The organism is Saccharopolyspora sp. SCSIO 74807 (assembly GCF_037023755.1).
Classification (GTDB): Bacteria; Actinomycetota; Actinomycetes; order Mycobacteriales; family Pseudonocardiaceae; genus Saccharopolyspora_C; species Saccharopolyspora_C galaxeae.
Genome location: NZ_CP146100.1, coordinates 4847131 through 4864537 on the forward strand (window position 1 = coordinate 4847131; position 17407 = coordinate 4864537).

At 71.2% G+C, this 17407-nt stretch carries 19 protein-coding genes and 2 pseudogenes; 11 read left to right on the forward strand and 10 right to left on the reverse strand.

Annotated features, from left to right (window positions below):
- The first annotated feature begins 141 nt into the window (after positions 1-141).
- Positions 142-849: an FCD domain-containing protein gene (locus V1457_RS22170; protein WP_338596504.1), complete on the forward strand. Its 708-nt coding sequence runs from the start codon at positions 142-144 to the stop codon at positions 847-849.
- 103 nt (positions 850-952) lie between these two features.
- Here V1457_RS22170 and V1457_RS22175 read toward each other — a convergent pair whose 3' ends face one another.
- Entirely contained in the window at positions 953-1519 is a 567-nt protein-coding gene (locus V1457_RS22175) for a helix-turn-helix domain-containing protein (protein WP_338596506.1), read from the reverse strand.
- 82 nt (positions 1520-1601) lie between these two features.
- On the opposite strand from V1457_RS22175, the gene V1457_RS22180 reads away from it, so the two are divergent.
- Complete coding sequence (locus V1457_RS22180; RefSeq protein ID WP_407074710.1) at positions 1602-2549, forward strand: TIGR03564 family F420-dependent LLM class oxidoreductase; 948 nt, start codon at positions 1602-1604, stop codon at positions 2547-2549.
- Between the two features lie 218 nt (positions 2550-2767).
- Here the strand turns inward: V1457_RS22180 and V1457_RS22185 are convergent, their stop codons facing one another.
- Complete coding sequence (locus V1457_RS22185) at positions 2768-3988, reverse strand: hypothetical protein (protein ID WP_338596508.1); 1221 nt, start codon at positions 3986-3988, stop codon at positions 2768-2770.
- Between the two features lie 238 nt (positions 3989-4226).
- On the opposite strand from V1457_RS22185, the gene V1457_RS22190 reads away from it, so the two are divergent.
- Positions 4227-5420 carry a tyrosine-type recombinase/integrase gene (locus V1457_RS22190; RefSeq protein ID WP_200072462.1) on the forward strand — a complete coding sequence of 398 codons (1194 nt, stop codon included), beginning with the start codon at positions 4227-4229 and terminating at the stop codon, positions 5418-5420.
- A 49-nt stretch (positions 5421-5469) separates the two neighbouring features.
- On the opposite strand, the gene V1457_RS22195 is transcribed toward V1457_RS22190, so the two are convergent.
- Positions 5470-6234 (reverse strand): sulfite exporter TauE/SafE family protein, encoded by a 765-nt coding sequence (locus tag V1457_RS22195; protein WP_200072463.1) that lies wholly within the window; start codon positions 6232-6234, stop codon positions 5470-5472.
- 121 nt (positions 6235-6355) lie between these two features.
- Positions 6356-6811: a GNAT family N-acetyltransferase gene (locus V1457_RS22200; RefSeq protein WP_295150098.1), complete on the reverse strand. Its 456-nt coding sequence runs from the start codon at positions 6809-6811 to the stop codon at positions 6356-6358.
- 240 nt (positions 6812-7051) lie between these two features.
- On the opposite strand from V1457_RS22200, the gene V1457_RS22205 reads away from it, so the two are divergent.
- Complete coding sequence (locus V1457_RS22205; protein ID WP_338596513.1) at positions 7052-7690, forward strand: class I SAM-dependent methyltransferase; 639 nt, start codon at positions 7052-7054, stop codon at positions 7688-7690.
- Between the two features lie 75 nt (positions 7691-7765).
- Here V1457_RS22205 and V1457_RS22210 read toward each other — a convergent pair whose 3' ends face one another.
- On the reverse strand, positions 7766-7951 hold the full coding sequence (locus tag V1457_RS22210) for a hypothetical protein (RefSeq protein ID WP_295138864.1): 186 nt from the start codon (positions 7949-7951) through the stop codon (positions 7766-7768).
- Positions 7948-8418 (reverse strand): helix-turn-helix domain-containing protein, encoded by a 471-nt coding sequence (locus tag V1457_RS22215; RefSeq protein WP_338596515.1) that lies wholly within the window; start codon positions 8416-8418, stop codon positions 7948-7950. The genes V1457_RS22210 and V1457_RS22215 overlap by 4 nt, the downstream gene beginning before the upstream one ends.
- An 89-nt stretch (positions 8419-8507) precedes the next feature.
- Here V1457_RS22215 and V1457_RS22220 point away from each other — a divergent pair, with 89 nt between their 5' ends.
- Complete coding sequence (locus V1457_RS22220) at positions 8508-8903, forward strand: PaaI family thioesterase (RefSeq protein ID WP_295138858.1); 396 nt, start codon at positions 8508-8510, stop codon at positions 8901-8903.
- 38 nt (positions 8904-8941) lie between these two features.
- Positions 8942-9448: pseudogene (locus V1457_RS22225) on the forward strand (SAM-dependent methyltransferase); the annotation flags it as partial.
- 98 nt (positions 9449-9546) lie between these two features.
- Here V1457_RS22225 and V1457_RS22230 read toward each other — a convergent pair.
- Both V1457_RS22230 and V1457_RS22235 read right to left on the reverse strand, forming a co-directional pair.
- The gene (locus V1457_RS22230; protein ID WP_338596518.1) at positions 9547-10071 is read right to left on the reverse strand and encodes a GNAT family N-acetyltransferase; all 525 of its coding nucleotides are present in this window, start codon (positions 10069-10071) and stop codon (positions 9547-9549) included.
- Positions 10072-10250: 179 nt separating this feature from the next.
- Positions 10251-10679, reverse strand: coding sequence for a pyridoxamine 5'-phosphate oxidase family protein (locus V1457_RS22235; protein ID WP_338596520.1), 429 nt, complete (start codon positions 10677-10679; stop codon positions 10251-10253).
- Positions 10680-10761: 82 nt separating this feature from the next.
- Between V1457_RS22235 and V1457_RS22240 the strand changes: the two genes are divergently transcribed.
- A complete protein-coding gene (locus tag V1457_RS22240; RefSeq protein ID WP_295150306.1) occupies positions 10762-11700 on the forward strand; it encodes an AraC family transcriptional regulator in 939 nt (312 codons plus the stop codon).
- An 8-nt stretch (positions 11701-11708) separates the two neighbouring features.
- Here the strand turns inward: V1457_RS22240 and V1457_RS22245 are convergent, their stop codons facing one another.
- Together V1457_RS22245 and V1457_RS22250 are read right to left on the reverse strand one after the other, a co-directional pair.
- Positions 11709-12758, reverse strand: a complete 1050-nt coding sequence (locus V1457_RS22245) for a 2,3-butanediol dehydrogenase (protein ID WP_338596524.1) — start codon at positions 12756-12758, stop codon at positions 11709-11711.
- Positions 12759-12789: 31 nt separating this feature from the next.
- A complete protein-coding gene (locus V1457_RS22250) occupies positions 12790-13968 on the reverse strand; it encodes an LLM class flavin-dependent oxidoreductase (RefSeq protein WP_295148712.1) in 1179 nt (392 codons plus the stop codon).
- Between the two features lie 155 nt (positions 13969-14123).
- Here V1457_RS22250 and V1457_RS22255 point away from each other — a divergent pair, with 155 nt between their 5' ends.
- The 4 genes and pseudogenes from V1457_RS22255 (at position 14124) to V1457_RS22270 (ending at position 17402) form a co-directional block, all read left to right on the forward strand.
- Positions 14124-15752: a helix-turn-helix domain-containing protein gene (locus V1457_RS22255; protein ID WP_338596527.1), complete on the forward strand. Its 1629-nt coding sequence runs from the start codon at positions 14124-14126 to the stop codon at positions 15750-15752.
- Positions 15753-15927: 175 nt separating this feature from the next.
- On the forward strand, positions 15928-16158 hold the full coding sequence (locus V1457_RS22260; protein WP_338596529.1) for a hypothetical protein: 231 nt from the start codon (positions 15928-15930) through the stop codon (positions 16156-16158).
- A 37-nt stretch (positions 16159-16195) separates the two neighbouring features.
- Positions 16196-16264, forward strand: a pseudogene (locus V1457_RS22265) (hypothetical protein); the annotation flags it as partial.
- 79 nt (positions 16265-16343) lie between these two features.
- Positions 16344-17402, forward strand: coding sequence for a glycosyltransferase (locus tag V1457_RS22270; protein WP_338596530.1), 1059 nt, complete (start codon positions 16344-16346; stop codon positions 17400-17402).
- Positions 17403-17407 lie beyond the last annotated feature (5 nt).

The following is a 17407-nucleotide window of genomic DNA, read 5'->3' on the forward strand; positions in this document are numbered from 1 at the left end:
CTCCCAACTGTGGTCAGACCACACCGTAGGTCATCGGTGCGCAGGTATGAACCCGCCCCGGTGGCCACGAGCATCGTGCCCCCGCCGCACGTGCGGCAGCAGCGCAACCGCGCCCGGTGCGGCGCCGATAGGCTCAGGCGCATGGCGACTCCTGCTGCGCGCGCCTGGGAACGGGTGCTCTCGCACGTCGAAGCCGAGCTGCTGGGCGGCAGGCTCGCCCCGGGCCAGCGGCTGCCCGGCGAACGCGCGCTGGCGGTCGAGCTCAACGTCGGGCGCTCGTCGGTGCGCGAGGCGATGCGCGTGCTCGAAGCCCTCGGCCTGCTGCGCGCGCAGACCGGCTCCGGCCCGGACGCGGGAGCGGTCATCCTCGCGCGGCCGACCGGCGGGATGAGCGCGCTGATGCGGCTGCAGGTCGCCGGGCAGGGTTTTCCGGTCGCCGACGTGGTGCGGACCCGCCTGGTGCTGGAAGGTTCTGCGGTCGCCGAACTCGCCGCGCGCCCGGGAGCGGTCGACCTGACCGAGACCGACGAGCTGCTCGACGCGATGGACGCGCCCGATCTCGACCCGGAGACGTTCCTGGCCCTGGACGCCCAGCTGCACCTGGGCCTGGCCCAAGCCGCGGGCAACGAGGTGGTCGCGGCGATGATGTCCGGCCTGCGGGACTCCATCGAGACCTACACCCGCGAAGCCGTCCCGCGGCTGGAGTCCTGGAGCGGCACCGCGCAACGACTCCGCGCCGAGCACCGGGCGCTGGTGCAGGCGGTTCGGGACGGCGCGGCCGAGCTCGCCCGCACTCGCGTCACCGAACACATCAAGGGCTACTACGCCGACAGCGGCCTGCGGCTGTAGCGGCCTGCGTCGGTGAAGCCGCGGCGAGCGCGGCCGTTCACCGGGGCCGTGTGCGCGGTATCGCCCGCCCATGCCCACGGCGGCCGCTGCGCCGCCTGGCGCGTCACCAGTCCTCCGCCGTCCTGCGCAGCTCTTCGAAGGTCGAGCGCAGGTGGTGCCGCAACGTGCGTCGGCGGGAGTCGGCCAGCCAGTTGTCCGTGCCGAGCCGGTAGGCGGCCACCGCGGCGGCAGCGGTCACGGCTGCCGAGGTGGCGGAGCCTCCCCGCGCGCGCAGAGCTGCGCTGATCGCCGTGTCGAGCGCGGCCATCTTGGCCAGTTCGCGCTCTCGCAGTTCGGCACGCGTGTCGAGAATCCGCTTGCGGCGCTGTGCGGCGTCCCGGCGCTGGTCGAACCACTCGGTGTCGACGGTGAGGGCCGCGGCGACCGCGTCGAGCGGCGACCGGTCCGCGGGTGCGGCGCCCACCGCTTCGACGACCTCGGCGATGAACCGGTCCTGAGCGGGGAAGAGCACGTCGCGCTTGTCGGCGAAGTGGTTGTAGAAGGTGCGCTCGGTCAGTCCGGCGTTCTTCGCGATCTCGGCGACGGTGGTGCGCTCGTAGCCGCGTTCGGAGAACAACTCGATCGCAGCGCTCTGCAGCCGTTCCTGCGCCCCGCCCGGCCATCGTCCCATCACACCAGCCTAGGCGATTACAGAGACTGCAATCAACGCGTAGGCTGAGTGCAGTCTCTGCAATCAGCTGAAGGGGTCCGAGATGACCTACGCGGGAACCCGGATCGGAGTGTTCCTGGGCGGAACGTTCGCGCAAGAGCCGGGCATGGGCAACATCGTCGACCGGGCCGTCGAGCTGGCCCGCGAGGCGGCGGACGCGGGTGTGCACACGCTCTGGTTCGGGCAGGCGGTGGACTTCGATGCGATCCAGTTGGCCGCGCACGTGGGCCGGGCCGAGCCCGGGATCCACGTCGGCACGTCGACGGTGCCGATGTACCCGCGTCATCCCCTGCTCGTCGCCGCGGCGGCGAAGACCGCGCAGGCCGCCACCAGCGGGCGGTTCCGGCTCGGCGTCGGGCTCGGCGCGCGGAACCTGCTCGAGCCGCAGTTCGGCCTGCCGTACCCGCCGCAGATCCGGCACCTGCGCGAGTACCTCGCCGCGCTGCGTCCGCTGCTCGACGGGGACGACTCCGCGTTCGAGGGCGCGACCCTCGCGTCGCGCCCGGTCACGCCGACCGCGGTCGCCGGAGCCGCACCGGCGATCCCGATCCTGGCCGCCGCGATGGGGCCACGCGCGCTCGCGGCTGCCGGTGAGCTCACCGACGGAACGGCGACGTACCTCGCGGGGCCGCGCGCGCTCGACGAGCGGATCGTCCCGGGCATCACCGAAGCCGCCGCCGCGGCCGGGCGGCAGGCACCGCAGATCGTGGCCGGCGTGCCCGCGGTGGTCACCGACGACGTCGCCGCCGCCCGCGCCCACGCGGCGGAGGTCCTCGGCTTCTACGACGACATCCCCTCCTACCGGAAGGTCATCGCTGCTGAGGGCCTGTCGAGCGCGGCCGACCTGCTGCTCGCCGGAGACGAGGACACCGTCGCCGCCGGCCTGCGCCGCTACGTCGACGCCGGGGCCACCGAGATCATGATCAGCCATACCGAGCTGCTCGGCGAACGCGCACGCGCACGCACCTGGGCACTCGCCCGGTGTCTGTGACGGCAGTCCGGATGCGAAACCTCGGCCGGCTCGCGGTCGGGGCGGGCAACGCCGCCGTCCCGGCCGTTGCCGCGGTGCCGGTTCTGCACGACTCCCGGCCCGCCGTGGCTCCGGGGAACCCCGACCGCACATGATCAACCCGAGGCGCCGAGCGGCCGATCTCGACCAGCGGCGTTGCCCCGTGCTGAACCGCTCCACCGGTTCAGCGCTGACCGCTGCTACTCGAACCCGGACTCCTGCGTTCGCGTTGAGGCCGCCCCGTCTGCGGGGCTTGACCGCGAGGCATCAGTTGCCGCCGCCGAGTCCGGGCCGTGCGGGCTCGCGCCGTCCAGCGCGGTACGCAGGTCGCGCCGCAGGTCGTGGTCGGGCTGCCCGTCGTCGGGGATCCGGTCGAGGGATCGGGCGAGTGTCTCGTGCAGCTGCTCGAAACGTGCCCGTTCGGCCGCAGCCGCGCTGGTCTGCCCGTCCAACTGCCCGCGCAACTCCTCGATCTTGTCGTGCAGCGGGACGAGGCTGTCCGCGTAGCCGCGGGTGGCGTCGGTCAGCTGCTGGGTCAGCGCGGCGATGCGCTCATCGGCGTGGTCCTGGCTGGCTTTGAGGCGAGCCTCGAAATCCTCGCTCTGGGCGCGGATCTGCTGGTCGTGCTCCTCGCGCAGCGCCGTGCGCAGGCTCTGCCGCGCCTGGTCGAGCTGTTCCAGCGCCGAGGCGCGCTCGTCGGCGAGGGTCTGCTGGGTTTCGGCCAGCCGCTGGTTGGCGGTGTTGAGTTGTTCGAGGGCGTGCGCCCGGTCGTCGGTGGCCTTCGCTGCCTCGTCCCGGGCGCTTTCGGCGTCCTCGGTGGCTCGGGCCGCGGTCCGCTCGGCGTCCTGTTGCCCGGCACGTGCGGCTTGGGCCTGTTCGCGGGCCTGCTCGGCGTCGTCGGTGGCCTGGTCGCGTTCGGCGGTGGCGGTGCGGGCCGCTTCCAGCGCCTCGTCGCGTTCGCGTTCGGCGGTCTCACGCGCGGCGAGCGCGGCTTCGAGCTGATCGGAGGCGTGCGAGTGCAGCGCGGCGACCTCGGTGCGCACGGGATCGACCGCCGCGTTGAGCCGGTCGAGGTGCTGTTGCAGCGCTGTGAGGTCGAACGGGGTCATGGGCTGCTGTTCGCCGTAGACCTGGACCCAGATCTCGCGGTGCTCGTCGAGCATCGCGCAGCTGATCGTCTTCGCGCCCCACTGGCCGTAGCGGTCCGCGTCGGCCGGGCAGTACGGGGTGGGCCGTCCGCCACGCGAGGGCAGTGGCGGTAGCGGCTCACCGCAGTAGGCGCAGTGGGCCTGCTCGCCCGCGGTCAGCTTCTGCAGCGTGGTTTCGCGGCGCTGCTCGCGGCTCGCCCGCCGCGCCGGAGCGGGCGGCTTTCGGTGCGTCCCGTCGTCCTGCTCGTCCTGGGTCGTGTCCTGGCCCGCCACGGTTCTTGTGCCCTCCCGGTAGCCCGCATGCCTGCGTGAACGATCATCGTCGAGTTCTAGTTCAAGAACTTTAACATGGTTGATCGAGTTCTAATCGATAACTGACACAGCGAAGATGTCGGACCAGCGTCATATGGATAACCAGGATTATGGATATGATCTCGTGGTGAGGTTCGGAGGCGGCCCGCCGCGGCGAGCGGGGGCCACCGCGAGGCGAGAAGGGGAGGGCCGCACAGCGATGACCCACGCCGTGGCCGCGATCGAGGAGCCGGGCGGCAAGACCAGCCGGGAGCGATTCGCGGAGTTCCTGCGGATCTACACCTCGTTGAACACCCGCATCGCCTACGCCACCGACCTGGGCATCCCGCTGGAATGGGTGCCCGGCTACCAACCGCCGGATCCGCAGCGCCGCCGCGGCCGGGCGCGGCGGACCGAGCCGACCGGGCTGGAATGGCTCAACTGGTGTGTGCGCAGCGGGTTCGGCTCTTTCGCCGACGTGCGGGTGCAGCACGTCGAGCAGTGGCTGGAAGAACTCGCCGACGCCGGTTACCGCGACGCCACGCGGGCGCGGATGCTCTCGGCGGTCTCGGCGTTCTACCGCAAGTACCTGCTGCGGGAGGGCTTGGCCGAGCACAACCCGGCCGCGCTGGTCGACCGCTCAAACCAGCACCTCAACCGCTCCGCAGCAACCCCGTCGACCACGGCGATGTGGTCGTTCGAGGCGTGCCGGGCGCTGCTGCACGCCGCGCACCTGCTCGCGCCCGGTCGCCGGGACGGACTTCGCGACCGGGCGATGGTCGAGGTGCTCATCGGCACCGGAGTCCGCGCGGAGGAACTGGTCGGGGTCGATCTGGACGGCTATCAGCGGCCCGCACCGGGCGGGCCTGCCGCGCTGCGGGTGCACGGCAAAGGCGGGAAAGATCGCCGGGTGGCGTTGGCCGCGCCGGTGGCCGATGCGATCGAGGACTACCTGGCGGTGCGCAGCACTCCGGCGGTGCCCGCCGTTGCCGGGCAGGTCGGCAACCGGGTCGCGCAGCCGTTGTTCGTGACCCGCACCGGAGCCCGGGTGCACGTCACGCACGTGCAGGCGGTGCTGCGGAGGTTGTGCGCGACGTTCGCGCCCGCACCGGACGCGCCTGCGCCGCGGGCGCGGTGGCTCAGGGACCTGCTGGCCACCGAGCAGGCCGCGGTGATCGCGCAGCACCTGGGTCCGTTGCGGGAGACCATCCATCCGCACTCGGCGCGGCATTCCTACGCCACGCACGCGATCACGCGCGGCGCCGAGCCCCGGCAGGTTCAGCACGACCTCGGTCATGCCGCGTTGTCGACGACCGAGGGCTATCTGCACGACGCCGAGGAGCTGGCCCAGTCCGCCGCCCACGAGCTCGCCCCGGCGCTGCACCGGGGCTGGCTGTCGACCCGAAACGGATGATCAGCCGCGTCCGGGAACGGCAGCGGTTTCGGTCACGGTGACGATTTCGTCAGCCGTGCAGCGCCAGGTAGGGCGCCACGGCCAGCAATGCCGCCACCAGCGCGTACTTGAGCCCGCGGGTCGGCACGGCGTGCGCGATCTTCCAGCCCAGCAGCACCCCGGCGAGTTCGGGGATGCCCACCAGCGCGGCCAGCGGCCAGTTGATCGCGCCGTGGGCGAGGTAGCCGACGGTGCCGACCGCGGCGATCACGATGGACTGCGCTTGCGCGGCCGCCAGCGACTCCAGCACCGGCACGCCGAAGGCGATCAGCAGCGGCACGGTCAGCATCGGACCGCCGATGCCGACGATGCCCGAGGCCACGGCCACCGCGAACCCGGTGCCACCGACCAGCGCCATCAGAGGGTGCGCGGCGGTTCCGGCGGGTTCGCGGTGCTCGCGCAGCCACACCAGCACCGCCACCAGCGTCACGAACACCGCCAGCACCAGCCCGAACACCCGCTTGGACACCACCGTGTTGATCAGCACGCCCAGCGGGGTCCCGGCCAGCGCGGTCGCGCACAGGATCAGCGCGCTGCGCCGCGTCTCGGGATCGCGCAGCTGCCCGGAGCGGGTGTAGGCGGCGGTGGCCAGCGCGCCCGTGGCCACGTGCGTGACGATCGCGGTGCCTGCGACCTCGGCCGAGCTCAGCCCGGTCAGCGCGAACAGCCCGATGGTCGGCAGCACGCCGCCAGGCCCGAGGGCGGTGATGCCGACACCGCCGACCAAGCCGAACAGGCCCAGCAGCACCAGCACAGGTGTGGAAAGTCCGGCCATGACCGCGGTCGTCCTCCTGATGGGGTAGCGCGAGCGGCGCTGACCGTAACACCACCGCTGCGTCCGCAGGCCCGAGCGCGATCACTTAAACCGGCTCCGGAGACGCCCGGCGCGGCAGCGGCTAGTGCGAACCGGTCCGGCGCAGGTGCAGCAGCGGGAACGGCCTGCCCTCGCCGTCGAGTTCCGATCGGTCGATTCGCTCGAACCCTTTTGCTTCGTAGAAGTGGCGGCCGCTGTCGTTGGCCTCGTTGACATCGACATGAAGCACGTCGAATCGCCGCCCGATGTCGTCGAGCAGCCGAGTTCCGATTCCGCGGCCCTGCGCCGCCGGATCGACGAACAGCATGTGAATCTCGCCGTCTTTGTGCGCGATGAACCCCAGCGGCCCGTGTCCCTGCTGGTCGGCCACGCGCAAGTCCCCCATGGCGGGCAGGTATCCGGAGACGGCCGACTCGTAGAAGTCGATGTCTTCCCCGGTCAGGAAATGATGCGTCGCTTCAACCGAACGCCGCCAGATGCCCAAGAGAACGGCGTGTTCCTCGGGTCCGGCCGACCGTACCTGCACGTCGAAATCCACTACCGCAGGATACTGACCGGCCGGGGGCCTTGTGCCCGCACAGCGAATGCTGAGCGCGAATCGCACGCGCCGGCGCGGCCGCGACGACCTCGTCCTGTTGCGCACGATCGGCGACCTCGCGCGAGCCGCGCCGCCGGTCCTCGTCGCGAAGGTTTTTGCGGAACCGGCAACGATGTTTGTCGTTTCCGGCGCCGGGAGTGGACGGTGTCGGGTATGGGAATCGGCGAGGAAGGGACCGCGATGACCGACGCGAACGGCACCGCCGAGCACTGGGACGCGCGTTACGGCGAGCACGAGCAGTTCTGGAGCGGGAACCCGAACACCGCCCTGGTCGAACACGTCGCGCAGCTCCCCCCGGGACGCGCGCTCGACCTCGGCTGCGGCGAGGGGGCCGATGCGATCTGGCTGACCGAGCGGGGCTGGCAGGTCACCGCCGTGGATGTCTCCGGTGAGGCGTTGCGGCAGGCGGCCGAGGACGCGGGAGCGGCCGGGCGCATCGACTGGCGCCGAATGGATCTGGCGAGTGAGTTCCCGCGCGGCGAGTTCGACCTGATCTCCGCGCAGTTCCTGCACTCCGAGGTGGAGCTGCCGCGCGAGGAGATCCTGCGCACCGCAGCGGCCGCGGTCGTACCGGGCGGGGTGCTGCTGATCGAAGGCCACGCCAACATTCCCGATTGGGCCCCGCCGCAGTACCACGATCATGATGTGCACCTGCCGAGTTCGCGGGAACTGCTGGAAACCTTGGGCCTCGGCGAGGAGTGGGAGGTGCTGGTCTGCGGCGAGCACGAACGCGCCCAACACGGACCGGACGGCTACATCGGGGCGCGGCAGGACACCACCCTCAAACTCCGCCGCAGCTCAGCCGCGCGGAGCCGGTGAGGCGGAGCGAGCCTCGAAGCATCGATCCGGCAGCGCCGCGGTTTGGCGGGCGTTGGGAAGGCCCGGGTCCGGCACTCAGCCGAACGCCTCCGTGTAGGTGTTTCGCAACTGCCATGCGGCTTCGTCGTGTGTCGGTGCTCCTCGGGTCGCAGTCCGACCGTCCAGGAAGTCTTCGAGTCGCTGCAATCCCGTGTGCCACCCCGCCGCCATCGCGGCGGCGAAGTCGCGGTCGTCGAAGATGTCGGTGAACTCGGCGTTCACGCCGACCCGGTGCGGGCATCGGCCGCTCCGGGGCCGGGAACCGACTTGACGTTGCCCGCGCCGATCGCTTCGCCGCAGGCCGAGCAGATCAGGTGCGCGTCGGCGATCTCGCCGCAGTCGCGGTGGATCAGTTGCAGGGGTGGCCCGTCGGGTGCGGCGTACTCGTCGCCCCATTGCCGCATGGCGGTGATGATCGGCCACAGATCGCGGCCTTTGGCGGTGAGCCGGTAGTCGAACCGCGGCGGGTGCTGCGAGTAGGGGGCCTTTTCGACTACACCGTGCTCGACGAGCCGGGCGAGGCGCTGGTTGAGGATGTTGCGGGAGATCCCGAGGCGCTGCTGGATCTCGTCGAAGCGGGTGGCGCCGAGGAACACGTCGCGCACGATCAGCAGCGACCAGCGTTCCCCCACGATCTCCAGGCACTGCGCGATCGAGCAGTGCATCTCGGAGAAGCTTTTGTGCTGCATCCCGGGCGACCGTAGTCAGTTGCGTCATGGAACGCAATCTGCATAGGGTCGGTTCCGTCTTGGAACTCTCTGCGTCCGAGGAGCATTCGATGCCGGAACTCGCCGCCCCGTCCGCGTTCATGGAACTGCTGGGCATCTCGTTCGACGAGACCACCGCGAGCACGGTGCGCGGGTCGGTGGCCGCCGACGAGCGCCACCACCAGCCCTGGGGGCTCGTGCACGGCGGGCTCTACACCACGGTGATCGAGTCGTTCGCGACGACCGGTGCCTACGAGGCGGTCAAGGACCAGGGCCGGCAAGCGGTCGGCGTGTCGAACATGACCGATTTCCTGCGCCCGCACCGCAGCGGGCGGCTCGACGTGGTGGCCACCGCGATCAACCAGGGGCGCAGCCAGCAGCTCTGGCAGGTCGAGATGCGACGGCAGGACGACGGCAAGCTCGTCGCCCGCGGCCAGGTCCGCCTGCAGAACATCGACGCCGGTTGAGCTCTTGAACCCCGAAATGCTGCGGTCTCGACCAGCCGCGCGTGCTGGAGTTCAAGGATCACGTGCTGCGGGCGCAGCCCGGCTGCGAGCGGATCACCGTGCCGGTCGATCTGCGCGAAGACTGGCCTGCCGCCCTGCGCGCGGCCGGGTTCGACCCGGCCGCCCCGACGGCGTGGCTGGCCGAAGGCCTCCTGCGGTATCTGCCCGGGGCGGCTGTGCGGGAACTGTTCGCCCGCATCACCGAATTGTCCGCGCCGGGCAGCCGGTTGGGTGTGAACGAGACCCGGGACGAGTCGTGGCATCCGCAGTTGCAGCGCTTCTTCGCGCATTTCGGGCTCGACCCGAGCGCGCTGCGGCACGTCGAGTCCGCACGCCCGCAGGTGGCGACTTGGTTCCCGGCCCACGGCTGGCAGACTCCCGCGCTGGTCACCGGCCGCGAACTCGCCGAGCGCCACCTGCGCGCGCTGCCTGCGGAAGCCGACGACTGGTTCGCCGCCCACAGCGACTACTGCACGACCCGCCTGCCCGGCCGAGATGAGCAGTGACATGAGCGTGCTCGGCGTCGCCGATGTGCCCGGTGGCGCATCGGACCGGTGAGCCCCGCTTCGATCGCGGCAGTGGTGATTCGCCAAGGGCGTGGCGGTCAGGCCACCGGCAGCGTGCGTTCGTGGATCAGTTCGAGGCCGTCGGCGGCGTCGTTGCGGGCGCCGACCCGGTGGAAGCCGAGTGCGGCGGCCAGTGCGAGCGATGCGGTGTTGTCGGGGCGGATGCAGGCCACGCAGATCATGGCTCGGCCGGTGCCGTGCGCCCAGCCGGTCAGTGCCCGCGCTGCTTCGATGGCATAGCCCTTGCGCCGATGACCGGGCATGATCTCGTAGCCGATCTCGACCCGCCCGCCGCGCGGTGGCGCGTGGAATCCGATGTGGCCGACGACTTCCTGCTGGTCGCGGTGCACCACGGCCCGCACGAGCCATGGTTGTTCATTCCGGTCGTCGGCCAGTTGCGCCAGCCGCCGCCGCGCCGGAACTCCCGAGCACCACCCGGCAGGCACGTGCACGCCCAGCGCACGCTGCAGCTCGGCGGCATCGCCGCGCAGGACCAGCTGCAGCAGCTTCGGGGTGAGCACGGTCAGGTCGAGGCGGTCGCTGCGGATCACGTCATCGCTCATCAACGACGATCCTCGTGGTCGCCCGCTCGCGGTTCAACGCACCGGGAGCCGACGAGCCGGTGAACCCGCTGCGCGAGGCGCCGCACGATGGGTCCTCCGGTCAAGATCAGGGCAGTGACCGTTGCCTTGCCTGCGGCGTCGTAGCTTGCCTAGCCCGGAGTAAGCAGCGGTGCTGCGGATCAGTACGTGAAGCGGCGGACGGTTTCCGGGTGAATGACGACGCGCACCAGGTCCATGGCCAGCATCCCGGCGAGGTCCTCGGCACGGACCGGGTCCTCGAGGTCCCAGTAGCGCGGGGCCAGGCGGCTGCACAGGTCGTTGGCTCCGCCGGATTCGATCGTGGTGCGGCCGACGACCGACACCCATTGCTCGCGTTCACCGACCGGGGCGACAACGGTGATCAAGGCGCGCGGGTCGCGGTGCAGACGCCGTACTTTCAGCGAGTCCGACTCGGTGAACAGCTCGATCGTGCCCTCGGCGGTGGCCTCGAACCACACCGGCCGCGGCTGCGGCGGCAGTGGCCCCGCGGCCGTGGACAGCAACCCGTGCAGGGGGCGTCCGAGAAATTCGAGGTCCTGGGTGGTCAGGGGACTTGTGCTGGTGCTCATGAGTCCGATTCAACACCGCCTGCTCGGACGAGCACATGGGTGAGGAACCGGGTTACCTGTGCATTCGTCTAGACTCGGTGCGGTGGATGCGTTCGGTGACCTGTTCCGCGGCATACGGGCTCACGGCTCGTTGTTCGGCAGTTCGACCCTTTCCCCGCCTTGGGCGCTGCACTTCGCCGACGGCGCCCCGCTGACCTTGTGCACCGTGCTGACCGGCGGGGGCTGGATCGTGCCGGAGAAGCATCCACCCGAACCGCTGTCCGCCGGTGAGACGATCGTGGTGCGCGGCCCTGCGACGTTCACCTTCGTCGACGAGGTCGGCACCCGGGCCGAACCGATAGCGTGCGGCGCGCACTGCGCGACTCCGGAGCAGGGCGGGACCAGGCACCGGCGCGGCTGGAACGACCGCGGCCACGACGTCGACGACGGTGCGACGACACTGATCGTCGGCGCATATCCGGTGCGGGGTGCTACCAGCGACCGGCTGCTGGAGGCACTGCCGGCGGTGCTGCGCGTGGACTCCGGGGACACGGGCGACCCCGTGCTGGAGCACCTCGCCGCCGAGGTCGCCGTCGACAAACCGGGCCAGCAGGTGGTGCTCGACCGGCTGCTGGACTGGATGCTGGTCTGCACGCTGCGCGAGTGGTTCGACCGTCCCGGCGGCGAACCTCCGGCCTGGTGGACCGCGCAGCGCGACCCGGTGGTCGGCGACGCGCTGCGCCTGCTGCACGCCGAGCCGGCGGCGTCGTGGACGGTCGCCGCGCTGGCCGAACGCACCGGGGTGTCGCGCTCCACGCTGGCCAAGCGGTTCACCGAGCTGGTCGGTGAACCGCCGCTGACCTACCTCACCCGCTGGCGCATGACGCTCGCCGCGGACCTGCTGGCCGAGCGGGAGGCCGCGACCATCGCGGACATCGCCCGCACCGTGGGCTACTCCGACCCGTTCGGTTTCAGCGCCGCGTTCAAACGGGTCCAGGGCCTCAACCCGAGCGAGTTCCGGCGCACCGCGACCACCGCCTGACTCGCCTGCTAGCCCGCCGGGTCCACCAGCACCTTCATCTTCCGGCCCGCCCGCAGCGCGTCGAAGCCCTCATCGACGACTTGCCCGATAGGGATGTGCGAGACCCAGCCGGTGGTGTCGTAGTGCCCGCGGGCCATCAGGTCGATCACCGCGCGGTAGTCCTCGGCGGTGTAGGCCAGCGATCCGCGCACGAGAGCCTCGCTCATGACGAGCTTGAGCAGCGTGACGGGGAACGGGTGCTCGTAGATCGCCACCGACACCATCGGCTTGCGCGTGCCCAAGCACGACAACCCGGACTCCACCGCGGCTTGCGCGCCCGCCGCGTCGTAGACGGCGTCGGCGCCGCGGCCGCCGGTGTGCTGCTGGACGTGCTCGGCGGGATCGGTCTCGGCCGGGTCGATCACGTGCTGCGCGCCGAGTCCGCGCAGCGCCGCACGCCGGGCCGGTGCCGGTTCCACGACGGTGATGTCGTCGATGCCGAGTCCGCGCAGCGCGAACCACAATCCGATGCCGACCGGGCCCGCGCCGAACACGACCGCGGAGCCACCCGGCGGGACCTCACCGAGCTTGGCCGCGTGGTACGCCACCGCCATCGGCTCGACCAGCGCGCCCAGCTCGTCGCTGACCGAATCGGGCAGCACGTGCACCATCCGCTCGGGCACCACGGTGCGCTCGGCCATGCCGCCATCGGACATCAGCCCGTGGAAACCGATCTGCCGGCAGGTGTTGTAGTTGCCCATCCGGCAGGCGGGGCACTCGTCGCAGCGGTAGAGCGCTTCGACCGCGACCCGGTCGCCCACCGACGCCGCCCGCACGCCGTCGCCGACCTCGACGACGCGGCCCGCGAACTCGTGGCCGAGCGTGAGCGGCAGCTGCGCCCCGGTCAGCGGGTGCGGCTCGACCGGGCAGAAGATCGGCCCGGCGAAGTACTCGTGCAGGTCGCTGCCGCAGATGCCGTTGTGCGCGACCTGGATCTTCACCGCCCCCGGCGGGCAGGGCGGTTCGGGCACGTCGAGCACGGCGATGTCGTGGCTTCCGCGGTACACGGCGGCACGCATGGCGGTCTCCTTCCCGGCCGGGCGGTCCCGGTCACTGCTGGCCGGTCTTCTCCTGCTCGTAGCGTTCGGTCATGGTCGCCACCGCCTGCATCTGCGCGGCCGCGTAGTCCTCGCGCTTGTCGCGGGCGCGTTCCTTCGCGTCGAGCGTCTGCTGCGCGTGCGAGCGCGCTCCGCCTTGGAAGTGCGGCATGACGTGCTGCGCGATCAGCTCCCAGGAACGCTTGGTGGCCTCGGGGTTGGCCCACTCGTGCCCGAGCAGCAGCATGCAGCCGAAACCGCCGGACTGGTCCCACAACCGCTGCACCTGCGCGCGGGCGTCTTCGACGGTGCCGATGGCGCCGACACCGGCCTCGTTGATGAAGTCGATCATCTCCCGCAGGTCGCCGCCTTCCGCGGCCATCTGCGGGAACGCGGCGGTCTTCTGGAAGTAGTGGAACCAGCTCTCGATGCCGTACTCGACGTCTTTGTAGGCCTGCTCGCGAGTTTCGGCGATGTGCATCAGCCCGACCAGCCGCCAGTCCTGCCGCGAGACCTGCTGCCCGTAGTGCGCGGCGCGTTCTTCGACGACGTTCCAGTGGTGCGCCAGCGCGTCGAACCCGTCCTTGCTCAGCGTCGCCCCGATCGAGAGCAGCCCCACGCCGTGGCTGCCGGCCATGCGCGGCCCGGTGGGGGAGGCGACTCCGGCCACGGCCACGTCGAAGCACGGTTCGGTGTAGGGCCGCAGGTGCAGCTTCGCATCGACCAGCTCGTGGGTGCGGGTGCGTTCGGTGACCGTTTCGCCGCGCAGCAGCCGCATGATGATGTCCAGGTCGACTTCGAGCAGTTCGCGCGTGTCGGTCGGGGTCAGCCCGAGCATCATCGAGTCGGTCGGCAGCGATCCCGGCCCGCAGCCGAGCATCGTGCGGCCCCGGGTGAGGTGGTCCAGCAGCACCATCCGCTCGGCCACCCACAGCGGGTTGTGGTACGAGATCGACGTGACGCCGGTGCCGAGCTTGATCCGCCGGGTGCGTTCGGCCGCCGCGGCGATGAAGATCTCCGGCGAGGCGATCAGCTCGGTGCCCGCCGAATGGTGCTCACCGATCCACGCCTCGTCGTAGCCGCACCGGTCGAGGTGCTCGATGAGTTCCAGATCCCGCTGCAGCGCCAGCGTCGGGTTCTGCCCGGCCGGGTGGAACGGGGCCAGGAAAGTGCCGAAGCGCAGCCGGTCCATGTCGTGCCTCCTCAATCAGGCTGTGGTGTCCGAGCCACCTGCGAACGTAAGCTGCGTCACGCCCGGCCCCGGTGTTCAAAAATTTGACGGCTACCTGGTGTGGCCGGTGCGCCCGGGCCGGTCGGCAACGGCGCCGGACGGAAGGACATCGCCCGATGCGCACCGCCTGGGAGCAGTTCCAGCAGGGGGAGGAGTCGGCAGGGGTCCGCCCGGAAATCCTCACCTCCTGGCGACGATCACAGCTGTCCGGCGTCGACCCCGAGCACGTGGATCTGCCGTGGCAGCAACCGGCCGTGGACACCCGCTTCGCCCGGTCGGCCATTCCGGTGCTGACCCGCCTGGCCGATCTGCTCGTCGGCACCGGCACCTCACTGGTGATCACCGACTCGGGTGGCCAAGTGCTGTGGCGCTGCGTCTCCGACCGCGCGTTGCGGCGCGAACTCGACGAGATGGCCATCGTCGAAGGTTTCAGCTTCGGCGAGGAACACGCCGGCACCAACGGCCTGGGCACCTCGCTGGAAAGCCGCCGGGTCACCACCGTGCGCGGCGGGGAGCACTTCAAGGCACCGTTCCACCGCTTCACCTGCGTCGCCGCACCGGTCACGCACCCGCTGACCCGCCGCGTCGTCGGCGGGGTCAACATCACCTGCCGCGCCGCCGACGCCAACGAACGGCTGCAACCGGCGCTGCTCGCACTCGCCCGCGAAGTGCAGCAAGCGCTCCTGCACGCCGCGGGCAACCGCGAGCGCGCACTGTTCGACGCGTTCCTGCAGCACGCACGGGCAACCACACCGGTGATCACCCTCGGCCCGGAGATGCTCATCAAGAACGACGCCGCAGCCGGCATCGACGTCGACCACCACCGGCTGTGGCAGCGCGTCCTGGACGCGGCCGAGCAGGGCGGCCCGCTGCACATCCCCGAACTCGACGCCCGCACCGCCCAGCTCAAAACGATCGCCGAAGGCTCGCGGATCTCCGGTGCGGTGCTGGTGCTCGACCAGCACAAGCACCGGCCATCGGCCGCCGCGACCGCGCAGCAGCGCGTTGCCGCCGCGGTAGGACGGCTGCTCTGTGAACCCGGCGCCGTGGTCGTGCGCGGCGCGGCCGGGACCGGCAAGCAGTACGTGCTCACCGGCCGGCTGATCACCGCCGGGCACCCGTACGACGTGCTCGACTGCGCAACCGCCACCTTCCGGGAACTGCCCGCCGGTGTGCGCCGGGCGGCCGAGACCGGACGTGCACTGGTGCTGACCCACCTGCAAGCGCTCTCGGCGGAACAGGCCGACGCGCTCACCGCCGCGCTGGCCGGCTCGGCCGCGCCGGTGCTCGGCACCATCACCGCCGAACGCGCCGACGACACCGCACACCTGACCCGCCTGCTCGACGCGCTCGAAGCCACGGTGCTGGAACTGCCGCCGCTGCAACTGCGCGGCGACGAACTCGACCAGCTGGTCACCGCTGTGACACCGGCCGGTATCCGCTGGTCGGAGCGGGCCATGGCCGCCTTGCACGAACACACCTGGCCGGGCAACATCGCCGAGCTGAAACTCGCGGTGCGCACCGCCGCCGCGTCGGCCACCGGCAGCGTCATCGGCCTCGAGCACCTGCCCGGCTCGGTGCGCGCCGCCGCGGGCGACCGGCGGCTGAGCCTGCTCGAACAAGCCGAGGCCGACGTCATCACCGAGGTGCTCGCCGCCTCCGGCGGCAACAAGGCCGCAGCGGCGCGCCGGCTGGGACTGTCCCGGCCGACCCTGTACGCGAAACTCCGCGCCTACCGGATCTGACACTTCCGGCCTTGTCGCCCAGCACAGGTGGGAAAAGCCGACGTTCAGCGCAAGTTCGGAGCTCGCGGGTGCGATGATCCGTCGACCGCGTCCCCGAGCCTGCTGATCGAGGATTCATGAACCGACACTTCGTGTTCGTCAACGCACGGAGTCGCTGTATCACGGTGTGCCGCTGGTGGCCGTCGCTCGAGATCCCGAGAAGGAAGCCCTCGCCGCACGAGTCGAAGAACTCGCCGCCGGGCGCAGACTGGCGCGGACCGACCTGACCCCGAAGCTGCTGCGCGAGACCGTGGAGGCGGTCGCCGCCGACGACGACATCCGCGCAAGCGCCGCCACCTGCAGCACGGCACTGCAACGCTGCGACGGCCCGGCCCGGGGTCGACGCACTCACAACCACCTCAGCTGACGGCAAGACGACGATTCGAACCACTGTGGAGGGCGGAATGCGGGCACTGCTGGCGACCATCGGATCGCGCGGCGAAGTGCAACCGGTCGTGGCCCTGGCTCGGCGATTGCAAGAGCTCGCGCAGGAAGTCCGGGTGTGCGCGCCCCCCAGACTTCGCCACCTGGATCGAGGAACTCGGGATCCCGGTGTCGCCCCTCGGGCCATCGATGCGCCCCGCGCCCGGCTCCGCGACGTGGGACCTGTCCACACCCGAAGGCCGGCGGCGAGCGGCCAAGGACGCCGTGGCCGCGCAGTTCACCACGCTCCCGGAAGCCGCCGAAGGATGCGACGTCCTGCTAGCGACCGGGACCGTCATGGTCGCGGCCCGGTCAGCTGCCGAAATGGTGGGCATCGACTACCTGCACGCCCACTACTGCCCGGCCACCCTGGCTTCCGCGCACCACCCGCCGGCCCCCTGGCCGGGCTGGCCGCAGCACGACACCGGCACCAACGACCAGCTGTGGCAACGGGAAACGCAGCGCTGGAACGACACCTGGGCGAGCCCGCTCAACGAGCACCGCACCACCGCCGGACTCGCCCCGGTCGAGAACGTGCGCAGCCACGTCGTCACCGACCGGCCGTGGCTGGCCGCCGACCCCGCGCTCGGCCCCTGGCTCGATGCGGCGGACCCCACCGTGTTCCAGACCGGCGCGTGGATGCTGCCCGATCAGCGACCGCTGCCGGACGAGCTGGAATCGTTCCTGGCCGCCGGCGCAGCCCCGGTCCATTTCGGTCTGGGCAGTATGCCCGCACCCGGGCACGACCTCGGCCAGGTCCTGACCACGGCCGCCCGCGCACTCGGGCGGCGGACGATCATTACCGCCGGATGGGCGGGCTTGACGGCCGCCGACAGCGACTCGGAATGCCTCGTGATCGGCGAGACCAACCACCAAGCGCTGTTCGAGCGGGTCGCCGCCGTCGTGCACCACGGCGGCGCGGGAACCATTACTACCGCGGCGCGGGCAGGAACGCCCCAAGTGCTGATCCCGCAGGTCTACGATCAGCACTACTGGGCCGAACGCGTCGACCACCTCGGGATCGGAGTCGCGCACCCGCCGGGAATGCCCAGCGCCGACTCGCTGACCGCCGCGCTCGACAAGGCCACGACCTCCGCGGTCACCACCCGCGCCCGCGCGCTCGCCCCCGCGATCCGCACCGACGGCACCACGGTCGCCGCACGACACCTGATCGCAGGCGGACGGTGAACCGA